Origin of the sequence: Frondihabitans sp. 4ASC-45, assembly GCF_049472575.1 — a bacterium.
GTDB lineage: Bacteria > Actinomycetota > Actinomycetes > Actinomycetales > Microbacteriaceae > Frondihabitans.
Genome location: NZ_JBCEBN010000006.1, coordinates 24,467 through 39,000 on the forward strand (window position 1 = coordinate 24,467; position 14,534 = coordinate 39,000).

Annotated in this window: 11 protein-coding genes; 6 read left to right on the forward strand and 5 right to left on the reverse strand. The window is 64.1% G+C overall.

What is annotated here, in order from left to right; all coding sequences use genetic code 11:
* The first annotated feature begins 28 nt into the window (after positions 1-28).
* Positions 29-4,528 carry a hypothetical protein gene (locus tag VH571_RS10540; RefSeq protein WP_423264516.1) on the forward strand — a complete coding sequence of 1,500 codons (4,500 nt, stop codon included), beginning with the start codon at positions 29-31 and terminating at the stop codon, positions 4,526-4,528.
* A 191-nt stretch (positions 4,529-4,719) separates the two neighbouring features.
* Positions 4,720-5,655, forward strand: a complete 936-nt coding sequence (locus VH571_RS10545; RefSeq protein WP_423264518.1) for a hypothetical protein — start codon at positions 4,720-4,722, stop codon at positions 5,653-5,655.
* A gap of 67 nt (positions 5,656-5,722) precedes the next feature.
* Here the strand turns inward: VH571_RS10545 and VH571_RS10550 are convergent, their stop codons facing one another.
* Complete coding sequence (locus tag VH571_RS10550) at positions 5,723-5,917, reverse strand: hypothetical protein (RefSeq protein WP_423264519.1); 195 nt, start codon at positions 5,915-5,917, stop codon at positions 5,723-5,725.
* A 113-nt stretch (positions 5,918-6,030) separates the two neighbouring features.
* Here VH571_RS10550 and VH571_RS10555 point away from each other — a divergent pair, with 113 nt between their 5' ends.
* The gene (locus tag VH571_RS10555; protein WP_423264520.1) at positions 6,031-6,207 is read left to right on the forward strand and encodes a hypothetical protein; all 177 of its coding nucleotides are present in this window, start codon (positions 6,031-6,033) and stop codon (positions 6,205-6,207) included.
* A 59-nt stretch (positions 6,208-6,266) separates the two neighbouring features.
* On the opposite strand, the gene VH571_RS10560 is transcribed toward VH571_RS10555, so the two are convergent.
* On the reverse strand, positions 6,267-7,862 hold the full coding sequence (locus VH571_RS10560) for a sensor histidine kinase (RefSeq protein ID WP_423264522.1): 1,596 nt from the start codon (positions 7,860-7,862) through the stop codon (positions 6,267-6,269).
* Positions 7,859-8,542, reverse strand: coding sequence for a response regulator transcription factor (locus VH571_RS10565; RefSeq protein ID WP_423264524.1), 684 nt, complete (start codon positions 8,540-8,542; stop codon positions 7,859-7,861). Before VH571_RS10565 ends, VH571_RS10560 begins: the two co-directional genes overlap by 4 nt.
* Positions 8,543-8,681: 139 nt before the next feature.
* Between VH571_RS10565 and VH571_RS10570 the strand changes: the two genes are divergently transcribed.
* Positions 8,682-9,833, forward strand: a complete 1,152-nt coding sequence (locus tag VH571_RS10570; protein WP_423264525.1) for a hypothetical protein — start codon at positions 8,682-8,684, stop codon at positions 9,831-9,833.
* A gap of 154 nt (positions 9,834-9,987) precedes the next feature.
* Positions 9,988-10,404: a hypothetical protein gene (locus VH571_RS10575; protein ID WP_123943549.1), complete on the forward strand. Its 417-nt coding sequence runs from the start codon at positions 9,988-9,990 to the stop codon at positions 10,402-10,404.
* 140 nt (positions 10,405-10,544) lie between these two features.
* Here the strand turns inward: VH571_RS10575 and VH571_RS10580 are convergent, their stop codons facing one another.
* The gene (locus tag VH571_RS10580) at positions 10,545-12,362 is read right to left on the reverse strand and encodes a DEAD/DEAH box helicase (protein ID WP_055957309.1); all 1,818 of its coding nucleotides are present in this window, start codon (positions 12,360-12,362) and stop codon (positions 10,545-10,547) included.
* 55 nt (positions 12,363-12,417) lie between these two features.
* On the opposite strand from VH571_RS10580, the gene VH571_RS10585 reads away from it, so the two are divergent.
* Entirely contained in the window at positions 12,418-12,885 is a 468-nt protein-coding gene (locus VH571_RS10585) for a hypothetical protein (protein ID WP_423264526.1), read from the forward strand.
* 7 nt (positions 12,886-12,892) lie between these two features.
* Here VH571_RS10585 and VH571_RS10590 read toward each other — a convergent pair whose 3' ends face one another.
* Positions 12,893-14,350 (reverse strand): APC family permease, encoded by a 1,458-nt coding sequence (locus VH571_RS10590; RefSeq protein ID WP_423264527.1) that lies wholly within the window; start codon positions 14,348-14,350, stop codon positions 12,893-12,895.
* Between the last annotated feature and the right edge of the window lie 184 nt (positions 14,351-14,534).

Below are 14,534 nucleotides of genomic sequence, written 5' to 3' on the forward strand. Positions count from 1 at the left end.
CGACTAATTACAACGCAGAATGGTGCCCATGGACGAAGTTAGACAGGTGCGCACGGACTCACCGGTAAAAAGTTACGCCAGCGGTGGAGTTGCCGACAAAGTCGGCAACATGTACGAGTTGTCGTGGGCTGTTCACTACGCGCTGTTGTGCCTTCAAGACGACCGACGAAGCCTGACTCTCGAGGATCTCGATCCGGATCGATCTAACGGTTCAGAGTTCACGTACATTGATGAAAACGGCAAGATGGCCGTGACACAGGTCAAGCGGCAGAATAGCGTCAATGATCATTGGACCATTGCCGCTCTCCGCGGCCGGGGCGTTCTTGATGCGGCATCACGGCACGTAAAGGCCGGCCGCGAATATCACTTCAGCTCAACCACACCTTGCGGGCAGCTCAGAGTTCTCAGCGAACTGATCAGGCAGTCCACAAGCCTGGAGCAGTTCACGAGCCTTCAACTCACGCGGACATTGGCTCCCTTCTTTGACGAGCTCGCTGCTCCAAAGAATTTTGGAAGCGCAGAGAACGCGTGGCGAGTACTCCGTGGGATGTGGTTCGAGGTCGAGAGCGAACAACTTCTCGCGCGTTCGAACGCTAGCCTCGCCGACACCCTGTTAGTGGGAGCCGACGAAGCCCTCGTAGTCACGGGTATTGGTGCTGTCCTGTTGCAGAAGCTTCGTTTGAAACTGACGAGCCGCGAGTTGCTTGACGGACTGGCGCATTACGGCATATCTATGCGTGGCGCCCTGGCAAAGCGAACGGCCCACGAAGACGTCTATAACGCCACGGCAACCTGGCGCGGCTCCGTAGAACGGGAACAACTTCAGCCGGCCATTCCAAGAAGTGAGTCAAACGACCTCATCAATCTGATGGGCACTACTCGCTTAGCGCTGTTGGTGGGACAGGGAGGGGGCGGCAAATCGTCCGTTCTTTTAGAAGTTGTGACCCACCTTGAGTCGCAGGACGCCGAAGTGCTCGCGTTTCGCTTGGACCGGTTCGACGCATTCAACTCGACGGCCGACCTAGGACTGCAGCTGGGCCTCAACGCTTCGCCAGTTCCATCGTTGCGGATGGCGGCCGACGGCCGAGAGGCTTTCCTCATCGTTGATCAACTTGACGCCGTGTCGCTTGCTTCCGGACGGCTAGCCGAACGTTTTGACGTCATCGCCGATCTGATTCAGGAAGCAATGGCTACCGACGGAGTCCGCGTTATTCTGGCCTGCCGTCAATTTGACGTCGATAATGACCACCGCATCCGTAAGTTGAATGCTCGGATCGACGTGGAGCGACTCGCGGTTGAGCCTTTGTCGGACGAGGCTGTCACTCAGGCCGTCGAAGCGATGGGACTCGAACCCAAAGAACTCAGTCCCACCCAACGGGAGTTGCTCAGGTCGCCGCTCAACCTCGTCCTCCTCGAATCGGTCTCAGCTCAACGCGAAGCGCTCAAGTTCAATTCTCGCGGATCGCTATTCGAAGCCTTTTGGCAGCGCAAGCTGCAAACCATTAAGAGCTATCGGCCGGGCATCCGATTCAACGACGTCCTAGCTCGGATCGCCAACGCAGCAAGCGATCAGCAAACCCTCTCAGTTGCCATCGAGACCTTGGACGTAGACGACTTCATCATCGACGCGGGTGTGCTGGCGTCAGAACAAGTGCTGGCCATCGAGGGCAATCGCGTGTCCTTCTTCCACGAAACATTCTTTGATTACACGTTCGCTCGGCAATGGATGTCCAGGCAGCAGACCATGGTGGAGTTCCTTACCGCTCAAGAGCAAGATCTTTTCCGCCGAGCCCAAGTTCGTCAAATTCTCGAACTCCTGTGCGAACGCGATCCCGTTCGTTACCGCATGGAGGTGGAAGCTGTGCTGACTTCATCCGCGATTCGGTACCACCTCAAGGAAACGGCCCTTCTCGTGTTCGCAAACATGGAGGAGCCGACAGCTGAGGACCTTGACCTCGTTTTACGGATTAGCGAAACCGACTCCTCCATAACCTCGAACCTGTGGCGACAAGTTGCAAGAGCAAGCTGGTTCGGCGCATTTCACGAGCGGGGCCTCGTCTCTGAATGGCTGGATAGCGACGACCAACCCCTGCGGGAACGAGGCGGATCATGGCTGGCACATGCAGGGCCGCAGCACGGCCCGCAGGTCGCAGCGCTCCTAAAGATGCGGCGCGACGCGCCCGAGTACGGGCTTTGGCTTCGAGCGATCATCCAGCGCGCCGATCTTCATTTAAATAGACCGGTGTTCGACGTCCTGCTCGAAGCGATTCGAATCGGTGACATTGATCCGAACGAACAGATGTTCTGGCTGGTAGGGCATGACCTGGGGAAGCGTCAGCCTCTATGGGCAATCGAGTTGCTCAAAGTGTGCTTTGTGGACCGGCCATCGGCGCTGGTCAAAGGCCCTGATGACAAGATCGCCGTCCTTGCGACCCATGATTACAGTCTGTCCAAACTCATAGAAGACTCAAGCCAAGCCGAGCCCCAAGCGTTCGTGGAGGCGGTTATTCCCTTCCTGTTGGCTGTCATGCGAGAAACTGCCTTTGGTCGGTCCCCCGACGGGCTTCCTATTCCTGACCGCCACTTCAGTTTCCGGCATCGCGCACTATCCGGAGCGGACAACGCCGACGACTCCCTGTACAACCGGGCCTCTGAAGCCCTCGTGGTCCTAGCCTCAGCCGACCCCGACTCGGCCGAGCCTCTGCTTCAGTTACTGGCAACGGACGCACACGAATCAGCTCAAGGGCTTCTGTTTCGTACCCTCACCGCCGCAACCCCCCAGTACGTTGATTGGTCCGCTCGACTCATCCTCGAAGGCGGGAACCGACTTCACTGCGGAGATTATTCAGATAGCCACTACCTGTCACGGCAACTCGTAGAGGCAATCGCGCCCTTCCTATCCGATGAGGTCCATGAGCAACTGGAAGACGTAGTGCGAGACCTCCGGAACCCTTACGAACACGGGCGCTCATTCGGGTACACAGCCTTCAAATTCATATCTGCTCTCGACCAAGATCGCCTCAGCCAAACGGGTCAAAGGCGCCTGGCTGAGTATCGGCGAAAGTTCAATATTGAGATGCCTCCGCAACCCGAAGGGGTAGTTGGTTTCGTGGTCGACTCCCCAATCGACGCTGCGGCCACAGGCAAGATGTCGAACAAGCAATGGCTCCGAGCAATGAAAAAGCACGACAACGACGATCGAAACGACGACTGGGCGGTGGGCGGGGCTCGCGAACTCTCCGATATGCTCATGCAGCGGACGGCCCAAGATCCTGCGAGGTTCGCTCGCTTGGCCATGGAGTTGACGCAGGCAACGAATCCGGCTTATCCCAGCGCCATTCTTCGGGGATTTGGTGAGGCGACGATTCCATCGAGCGCGCTTCTAGACTTCTTCGATGCGATTCGGCACATCACGAGTCTCCGCCAACCCGGATGCGATCGTTGGCTCGGCTGGTCAGTGCGTCATGTGCTCGAGGACACACCCATCGACCTTGTGGAGCTCATCCGCGACCGCGCGCTAAGTGCCCTCGACCCTTCGGATGACATACCCGCGTCTGAGACCCAGAATGGCGACCGCGCCGCCCGTGATCTTCGTCAACACGGTGTCAATTCTGCGAGAGGTAGTCTCGCCGAAACGCTCGGCGACCTTCTCGTGAGCGACACGGGAGGCGAACGCACCCCGGCCGTCGTTCCGTACCTCGACGCCCTGGCAAGTGATCGCGACCTTGGCGTCCGAGCTTGCACCGCGCACGTCATAGCCGCTTCTCTACGACATGAGCGTTCCACAGCTATTGAAGCGTTCCGACGTCTCATAGATGCGGACGACATCCTGCTTGCTTCCGATCTCGTCGGTAACCTCATGCTTTATATCGGCAACGTCAATCCGGAGGAAATCGATCCGATCATCGAACGAATGCTCGCGTCGAAGGCGGGTGAGGTGCGTCAGGCTGGAGGACGCCTCGCAGCCTTTGCCGCCCTTGAATGGGAGCGCCCGTGGCTTATGCGAACAGCACTCACGGGCGATGTCGAGATTCGAGTTGGAGTTGCATTTGTTTGCAGCGCTCGGGTGGACCGCGCAGCAAACTCGGAGCTCGCGTTTAGCGCTCTGCGTCGGCTGATGCAGGACGAAAATGATCGAGTGCGCAAGGAAGTGGGAAGTCTGGTGCATTACCTTAGGGATCGGAGCCTCCGGCCGTTTACTCCCCTGCTCGGTGACTTGATCGCGTCGCCTAGTTACGTCCACGTCACTCCGCAGCTACTGATTCTTCTGCAGGAAGCCCCTGACAGAGTTGACGACCTCGTCGATCTCGCCGCGCACAGATTCCTCGACCTATTCGGCGACGAAGTATCGGACATACGGACTGGTGCAGCCGGCGATGCGCACTACATAGCTGAGTTACTCGTTCGAGGTCTTGCCCAAACACGCGAGAAAAACAGAGTCGCCGCACTCTTAGATATCCTTGATCGTCTGCTTGAACTAGGCGTTTACGGCGTGGACAGCGCAATCGACAAGTTGGAACGCCGGTAAGGAGTTTTGCGGCGGGCAGGGTCTGACCCGGGTTTACCTGACGTCGGGACGTGCGTGACAGTTCTAGCTCAGCCAAATCGAAAGCGGTCCACGATGCCCACGTTTTCCTCCGGGCCGGGAAAAGTGACGTTACGAGTTCCTACCGACATCGCAGCCGCCGCGTGGGCAACCCCGGTCGCTATCGTTAGGCCATGAGCCCTTCTAACATCGTCTGGCACTACACGAAGCACGACGTGGTGGAGAAGATAATCGCCAATCACGAGCTATGGGCAGCGGACATCGCGGGCCTGAACGATGCCACCGAGCTGAGGCTCGGGAACAAGCGTGTCAAGCAAGCGTTCAAGGCGATGAGGAAGGACTGGGACTACTTCGACAACACTGCACCCGAGATCGACTTCACGGAGCTGAAAGAGTCGCTCGAAGGTGCCGGTGGCGACCTTTACCACGGAAGTGCCTTCGTCACCTGCTTTAGCCCTGAGTCTGACGACACCGAGCAGTGGCAGAAGTACGCGGGAGCGAACGGATTCGCCGTCGCAATTCCGCGCGATGTCTACCTTCCGGTCGTCGGAACTGAACTACCTATCCCGTCTCGAGGACCGTACATTGAGGAGTTCCCATTTCGATGGCTCGACCTCGCCTATGACAAAATCGAGCAGCTTAAGTTGGCGACTCGTGCGATCTGGGAAATACACCAAGGCGAGGACGAAGGCGCTTACATAGATGCTCGTCACGACGTGGGCGACAACTTCGGTTCAATATTTCGTGATCGAGGGAGCAGTGGCTACGTCGACGCGGTTGCGTCGATCAAGCATCAGGACTTCTTTCGCGAGCATGAAGTTAGGTACGCCGTCACCAAGCCAGACAATCCGGCGGCAATCCATCCCAACCCTCTTGGCGCTTTCACCCACATTCGCGTCACGGGGGCGGACTCTGACCCCTTCGCCACGGACTGGGACAAGCACGATCCGACGTACTACCAGACGGCGCCCAGCAATCTTCCGATGGTGGAGATCAGGGTTGGTCCCGGAAACGACTTCGCCGCAGAAAAGGCGCGCCTACGACCACTCCTCGATGCGAACGGGTACTCCGCGGTAAAGCTTGTGAAATCCAGGAGCCCGTTTCGTTGACCATTTGTTCGTTGCTTGAAGGACCGACTTCCGCCCCCATGTCGGCTGGCGTTTCCGGCCATCCCGGTTACAGTATCGGGCGGCCCGTGCCGCGAGCCCTCCGCGCCGCGAGCAACATCGCGCCCAGCCCAACCACAAGAAGCAGCAGGTTCCACAACCACTTGCCGTCCGACAAAATCATGCCGAATAAGCCACTCGCGAAGAGCAGGAGGCCGGCAACAAATTGCAGCACCAACAACACGTTCCAACCGTTCCGCTTCATGGCGGGAGCCTAAACCTTGACCGACAGCCCGACCCAACCCCGGCCCCAGCCGCCCTGTGCATACTGGGGCCATGCCCAAATGGTGGAGTCGGTTAACCCTGTGGCAACGCGTGATGCTCGTAACTCAACTCTGCATACTCGTCGTCATCGTCGGATCCTTTTTCGGCGACTACTCCGTAACGTGGGCCATCGTCCTCAATCTCGTCCTGGTTGTGACTAACTTCGTCATATCGATCCGGGCTGAAAGCCGCAAGGAGCGCCCTCGGAACGACACCGACTCCGATGTATAGGGTTCGGCTCTTTTGACGAGCCCGACTCGCCGTAGTGAGGCCATCGCCAAATAAACGCCTCAGATCTGGCCGATTGCCAGGACGTGATGCTCGATCGAAGAAGCAGAGCCAGGCACTAGCACCGGCAGCGTCACCACGAACTCGGCCCCCACACCGGACGCCGGCGCAACACACACCAGCTCGCCCCCGTGCGCCCGCGCGATACCGCGCGCGATCGGCAGGCCAAGACCGGCACCGCCGCTGGCGTGATCGCGGCCCGCGTCGAGCCGCACGAGGCGGTCGAAGATGCGCTCGCGGTCGGCCTCGGGCACTCCCGGGCCATTGTCGGCGACGGTGACCGATGCGTGGGATCCGACCGGCTCGTCAACCGAAAGGTGGACCCGCCCCCGCCCGGACGTGGCGCGCGACGCGTTGTCGACGAGGTTGCCGATCACCTGGGCAAGCCGATCGACGTCGGCGTCGACGAGCACGGGCTGGTTATCCACGACGCGATCGGGCAACGACACCTGCAGGTCGAGCCCGGGCCGGCGCAGACGGTGCCGCTCGACCTCGGCCAGCACGAGCGCACCGAGGTCGACCGGGGCGAGTTCGAGCTCGAGGCCGCGATCGACGCGAGCCATCATCAGCATGTCGTCGATGAGGCGCGAGGCGCGCCCCGCCTCGCGGGCGACGTGCGAGGCCAGGCGTTCGCGTTCCTCGGCGCTTACCGGTGCCCGCACGAGGGTGTCGGCGGCGGCACGCATGCCGGCGACCGGGGTGCGCAACTCGTGGGCGGCATCCGACACGAACGACCGAACCCGTGCCTCGGCTTCGAGCGCCTTCCGTTCCGCTCCCTCGACGGCGTCGAGCATCTCGTCGAAGGCGAGTGCCACCCGGCCGATCTCGGTGCGTGGATTGCCCGGTCGCAGTCGCCGACCACGATCACCCCCGGCGATGGAGCGGGCGACGCCGGTCATCCGGTCGAGAGGTCGGAGAGAGGCCCGCACCACGAGAACGAGGCCGACGGCCGCAACGACCAGGAACGCCCCCGACGCCCCGAGCATCACCCAGCGCAGCTGCGCCAGGGTCTGCCCGACCGAACTCGCATCGGCCGTCAGCGTGATGGTCGACCCGTCGCTCAGCTTCGACACGAGAGTGATGATCTGGTCGTCGTCGGTGATGCGCGACGAGCTGATCGTCACATCAGCGGCGTCGGCAGGGGCACTCGACGTGCCGGTTGATCCGGCGGATGACTCGGTCGACGCCGACCCGGACGAGGATCCGGCACCCGCTGCTCCACCCGGCGCATTCCCGGCCGGCCCGACCAGCCCGGCATTCGCCTTCGGCCCGGCCCGCAACTGCTCCGGGGAGGGCCCGGCGACGATCGAATCGCCGTTCTTGTCTCTGATCAGCACCGACAGCCCCTGTGCAGACAGGCGTTCTGCGAGCTCATCCGAGCTGACCGTGCCGACGAGGGCGGTCGCGGCGGAGGCACGATCGCGAAGCCGATCCTCGATCTGACCGCGGAGCCGCTGACCGAGGATGGCCTCGACGGTGATCGCGAGGGCGCCGAGCAGCACCACGAGGAGGAGCAGCACGGCGACGACGGCGCGCAGGCGGAGAGAGCCCGTTCGGAGGCCGGGCCCGGTTCGGGTGGGGCGGATCCTTCGGTTCATCGCACGGCCTCGGCGACAGCGACCCGATAGCCCATGCCTCGGACGGTATGGATGAGGCGGGGGCCGTGCGACTCCATCTTTCGACGGAGAGACGAAAGGTGGACCTCGACGAGATTGGGGTCATAGTCGTCGTAGCCCCACACCTGGGTGAGGATCTGACCCTTCGAGAGAGTGCGCCCCCGGCTCGACGCGAGGAACTCGAGGAGGCGGAACTCGGTCGCGGTGAGATCGAGGACGACGTCGCCGCGACGGGCCGAAGCCGCCTCCTGATCGACGAGCAGATCGCCGACCTCGATGACAGACGGAACACGGCCGCGGCGGCGGAGCACGGCAGTGACCCGCGCGACGAGCTCGGCCATCGAGAACGGCTTCACCAGGTAGTCGTCGATGCCTTCCGAGAAACCGCGCAGACGGTCGTCGACCTCGTCGCGAGCGGTCAGCATGACCACGGCGGCGTCGGTCGAGGTCCGCACGGCGGCGGCGAGCTGGATGCCGTTCGGACCCGGCATCATCCAGTCGAGGATCACCAGATCGGGCAGGAAAGTCGACAGTTTGGCGGCGATCGAACGGCCGTCGGGGGCGGTTCGGCAGCTGAATCCCTCGGCCGAGAGGGCGGTCGCGACGGAGGTGCGAATGGTCTCGTCATCGTCGACGATCAGGATCCGGGCGGGGTTGGGCATGAGGGAACGCTACGACTTTTCGCGAGCACGGACCTATGAAACTCCTGCCCAGAGGCTGTCCTTAAGTGATGCTTCAGATTCGACTTCGACTGTGAGTTCACCAGCAACCGGGCAGCAGCCCAGATGAACGGAGCAACCCATGAGCAAGCAAAACAACCACGACGACAACACGCCCTTCGACCCGTTCGGCATGAACCGGGCCGACGACGGCGCCGGCCGTGATGGCAGCACTGGCGGAGACGGCCCCGGTCGTGACGACGCCGGTCGTGACGGCAGCACGGGTGCCGACCCCGCCGACGGCACCGTCGACAACCAGCCGACCGAAGAGTTTGCGCGGCCTGTCGTCGGCACCCCGGGCGGCTCGGACGACTACGCCCAGACGCGAGAGATGCCCGAGATGGGCCGACCCGCCGCCGAGTGGAACGCACCGGCTCGCGAGACCGTCGTCGCCTCGTACGGCGCACCCGGCGACGGCAGCGGCAGCGGCTCCGGCGGCGTCTCCGGCAGCGGCAGTGCCTTCGGCACCGGCAGTGCCTTCGGCACCGGCAGTGCCTTCGGCACCGGGCAGAAGCGCACCAAGCGCATCGTGATCGGTGCCGCCATCGTCGCCCTCTGCCTCGGCGGGGCCGGGGTGGGTGCCGCGGTCGCGGCCTCGGGCAACGGCAACACCGGATCCACCAGCTCGGCCGCGGGCAGCACCGGATCGAACGGCTCAGGATCCGCGGGAGCCGGCACCAGCACAGCCGAACCGACCGACGGCGCCACGTCCGGCACCGGCGGTGGCTCGAGCTCGACGCCGCAGGCCTGTGCGCCGGGTGCGGGCGCGGGGACCGGGACGGGCTCGGGGTCTGGCACGGGCTCCGGCTCGGCATCGGGGCCGGCTGCGGGGAAGGGCCCTGCTGCGGGTGCGCTTCCGGCGGGTCCCACGGATGGGAAGGCGCCTGCGGCCCCGGCGGACGGGAAGGCGCGGACTGCGCCTGCTGCTCCGGCTGATGGCAAGGCTCCGGCCGCGCCGACGGCTCCCGCCGATGGGAAGGCGCCCGCGGCGTCGTCTAACGGAAAGGCGCCTGCTGCGCCTGCGGCTCCAGCCGCTGGAAAGGCTCCCGCACTCCCGAAGAAGGGGGAGAAGCCGGCCGCACCGAAGGAAGGCACGGCACCGACACCTCCCGCCGCGGCGAAAGACGGCAAGACGCCGGCCACACCGAAGGCGGGTACGGCGCCGATGGCCGAGCCCACCGCGCCGTCCGGATCGGCGACCGCCCCGGCGGAGTCCTGCGGCGCGTCCTCCTAGGCAGCCACTCACTGCGGGGTGACGTGGATCGGCCAAGGTCACAGCGCCGCGGCGCGCGACCTTGGCCGATCCGCGTCGGGTCGCCCGGCGACGGCACGAGCCACCCCTGTGGAGAACGTCAGCCGACCGGCCCGGAGCCTGTCAGACTCGGTGCATGCCTTCTTTGACGTACGACGTGACCGTGAGCCGCGACGGCTCCGCCTGGCTCCTCGAGATCGCCCCGATCGGTGGTGTCGCCGAAGCCCGCTGGCTCGGCGAAGCCGAATCAGTGGCCCGCGCCTTCATCGCCGACTTCGAAGACGCCGACCCGGAGAAGATCGAGCTCGAGCTGACGGTCGTGTATCCCGGCGACGTCGCCGAGCAGCTCGACCGGGCCGAAGAGCTCCGGCGTACCTCCGACGAGGCGCTCGACGACGAGTGGGAGGCCCTCGGCCGAGCCGCACGCGCGCTCGACGACGAGGGCGTCACGCGTCGCGATATCGGCGACATTCTCGGGCTGGCTGTGCCGAGGGTCCGGCGCATTCTGCGCGGCGGGCCGCGCGAGAACCAGTCGCGGCAAGACGCTCAGTAGGGCTCGAAGCCGGGTCCGGCTGCCCGGGCGAGCCGTCGGATCCTGCGTTCGGCCCGCAACGAAGACACCGCCTTCCGGCCAGAACACCGTCGAAAGACGGGGTCCCTGCCGAAAGGCGGTGTCGAGCTCAGCCGAAGGGCTTAGTAGCGGGGTTTGCGGGCCGGGCGCTCGTCGCCGTACTCGCGACGCGGGCGGTCGGAGCGCTCGGGGCGATCCGTCCGCTCGGTGCGAGCGCCGCCACTGCGGCGGTCGGGCCGGATCTCGATGAGCTTGCCGCTGATGCGGGTGTCTGTCAGGCGCTCCAAGACGCTGGGCGACATGTCGGCCGGCAGCTCGACGATCGAGAAGTCGGGCCGGATGGCGATCGCACCGAAGTCGTCGCGGCTCAGGCCACCCTCGTTGGCGAGGGCTCCGACGATCTGTCGCGGCTCGACGCGCTGACGACGACCCACCTCGATGCGGTACGGAGCCATCGGCTTCGTGGTGCGGGGGCGGCGCTCTCCGCGGTCTGCGCTGTCACGCTCGGGGCGGTCGCCACGATCCGGGCGGTCAGAGCGCTCGGGTCGCTCGTCGCGACGAGCGGCACGCTCAGCCGCCGGATCGAGCAGAAGCGGGGTCTCGCCCTGGGCGACGACCGCGAGAGCCGCAGCCACATCGGCCTCGGGCACGTCGTGGTGCTCGACGTAGTGCGCGATGATGTCGCGGAACGCCGAGATGCGCGGCTCCTGCTCGAGCGCCGCGGTGATCGCGTCGTCGAAGCGGGTGAGGCGCGTCACGTTGACGTCTTCGACGCTCGGAAGCTGCATCTGCGTCAGGGGCTGGCGGGTGGCCTTCTCGATGGCACCGAGGAGGCGACGCTCACGGGGTGTGACGAAGCTGATTGCGGCACCCGAGCGACCGGCGCGACCCGTGCGGCCGATGCGGTGCACGTACGACTCGGTATCGATCGGGATGTCGTAGTTGACGACGTGGCTGATGCGGTCGACGTCGAGACCGCGGGCGGCAACGTCGGTCGCCACGAGGATGTCGAGCTTGCCCGACTTCAACTGGTTGACCGTGCGCTCACGCTGAGCCTGGGCGACATCACCCGAAATCGCCGCCGCGGAGTAACCGCGTGCGCGGAGCTTTTCAGCAAGCGTCTCGGTCTCGCTCTTCGTGCGGACGAAGATGATCATGCCCTCGAAGTTCTCGACCTCGAGGATCCGGGTCAGAGCATCGACCTTCTGGGGGTACGAGACCATCAGGTAGCGCTGGGTCGTGTTGGCCGAGGTCGTGGTCTTCTGCTTGACCGTGATCTCTTCGGCGTCGTTCAGGTACTGCTTCGAGATGCGACGAATCTGCGACGGCATCGTCGCGGAGAACAGCGCGACCTGCTTGTCGTCGGGAGTGTCGGCGAGAATGGTCTCGACGTCTTCCGCGAAGCCCATCTTGAGCATCTCGTCAGCCTCGTCGAGCACGAGGTACTTCAGCTCGGAGAGGTCGAGGGTGCCTTTGGCGAGGTGGTCCATGATGCGGCCGGGGGTGCCGACGACAACGTGGACGCCGCGGCGGAGAGCCGACAGCTGCACGCCGTAGGCCTGCCCGCCGTAGACCGGAAGAACGTGGACGCCACGCATACCCGAGGCGAACTGCTCGAACGCCTCGCAGACCTGGAGGGCGAGCTCACGGGTGGGCGAGAGGACGAGAGCCTGGGGCTTCTTCGCACTGACATCGAGGCGCGACAGGATCGGCAGCGCGAAAGCGGCAGTCTTGCCGGTACCGGTCTGAGCGAGACCGACGACATCGCGGCCGGACAGGAGCGTCGGGATCGTCGCGGCCTGAATAGCGGAAGGCGTCTCGTACCCGATGTCGCGCACCGCCTTCAGGACGGCATCGCTCAACCCCAGATCCGCGAACGTCAGGGGGTTCTCGGTCGTCTCGGTCGCTTCGGCCTCGATCGGGGCATTTTCATCACTCACTGTATAGACCGTAGTCGCTCTCGGCCCCTCCCAGGCACGCGCCTATACTCCTGGCATGCGAATCGTGCGTAACGGCTATAAATTCCTCTTCCTTTTCGCTGCTTTCGTCGTGCTCGGGATCGGCACGACCCTCTTGGGTGAGGTGCCCTCGCTCGCGGTGGCCGCCGCCTGGATCGGTGTTGCGGTGACGCCCCTCGTCGTGGTCGTCGCCATCAGGGTCTTTCGGGTGCCAGAGGAAGACATCGTCAGCCCGCGACCGCTTTGGCGCATGACCGGTCGGCCCACCGCCGGCTTCGTCTTGGGCAGCGTCTTGGCCCTCAACATCATCGCCACCGTCTGGATCGAGATCTACGGTCGGACGATCGGCGCATCCGACTACTCGACAATCGACGGCCCCGGCGGATTGCCCGTGCTCATCGTCGACCTGCTCGTGTCCGCGGTGATCGCCGTGCTGTACTTCCGTTCGTCGATTCGCCTCAATCGGGAGGGCTCACCGGCCGCCGGAGCCGCTCCCGTCGGCTAGATCCGCTTCAGGTTGTCGTCGACGTCTCGTCTTGAGCGGCGGCCGTCTCGGTCGGCTCGCCCTCGAGTGAACCTCGGCGGCGCCGCACGACGAAGGTGACCGCCCACAGCACTACTCCGATCACCAGCAGCGCTCCGGCGATGCTGTACTGCTCGCTGCCGCGACCCGACGACCAGGGCAGGACGAGCCAGAGGCACGCGACGATCCCGATCACGGGGAGCACGGATCCGGCGTGGAAGTGCTTCTGCCGCACGGTGTCGCGACGGAGCTTGAGCACGACGAAGTTGACCACGGCGAAGACCGTCAGAAGCAGCAGCGACGTGGTGCCGCCCAGCACGGCGACGATCGGTGACTCGGGCGACAGCGACACGTAACCGATCAGCAGCAGGCTGAGGCCCGTGGTGAACAGGATCGACGCCCAGGGCGTCTGGTTCTTCGCGTGCACCTTCGACAGGAAGCCCGGTAAGACGTTCTGCTTGGCCATGCCGTACAGCAGACGGCTGGCCATCATCATGTTGATGAGGGCGGAGTTCGCGACCGCGAACATCGAGATGAACGGCAGCAAGGATCCGATGGGGAACCCGGGTGCGGCCGTCTCGACCACGGTCACCAGCGGAGTCTCGTTGTCGGCCAGTTCGCCGATCGGCACGACGGCCACGGCACAGAGGGCGACGAGTACGTAGATGACCGCAGTGATCCCCAGCCCCGTGAGCATGACCCTGGGGAAGATCCGGCTGGGATCCTTCGTCTCTTCGGCCATGTTGACCGAGTCTTCGAAGCCGACCATGGCGAAGAAGGCCAGGCTCGTCGCGGCCGAGATGCTGAGGAGGAGGGTCTTGTCGCCCGGCGTCTCGAACAGTACGACGCGCGAGAAGTCGGCGTTGCCGCCCGTGATGGCGTAGAGGCCGATCAGGATCACCATCACGAGCCCCGACAGCTCGACGAGGGTCAGTACGACGTTCGCCTTGACGCTCTCGGAGACGCCACGGAAGTTGATGAGCATGACGAGCAGCATGAAGCCCATCGCGATGAGCATGATGGTCCCGTTGCCGAGCTCGACGTCGATGCCCACAGCGAGGTTCGCGGCGAACGCGCGCGCTGCCGTGGAGGCGGAGGTGATGCCCGAGCACATCACGATGAAGGTCACGATGAACGTGACGAAGTGGACGCCGAATGCCTTGTGCACATAGAGCGCGGCACCGGCGGTCTGAGGATATTTCGTGACGAGTTCGAGGTAGGAGAAGGCGGTGACCAGGGCCACGCCGAATGCGATGAGGAACGGCAGCCAGGCGGCCCCACCGACTTCGGCCGCGACCTGCCCCGTGAGTGCGTAGACCCCGGTGCCGAGGATGTCGCCGACGATGAAGAGGAGGAGGAGCTTCGGCCCGATCGCCCTCTTGAGCTCGGTCGGTTGCTCGCTGTTCGGGGCCGGGCGGCCCGCGGGTGCCTGCGTTGTCGACGACATGAAAACCTCCGGAATCGGCTGGTGCTCGGGTCTTTCGGTTCACGCCATACTGCTGCCCGCCACCGACATTCGCCATGTCAGAGCCAGAGATTGCAGGGCGTGCACACTTCAGCCAACGTCCGTTTCGGCCTGCCTCACTCGCTGTCGTTCTGCGCGCCGCAGGGGCCGTGCCGACGCGCAACGG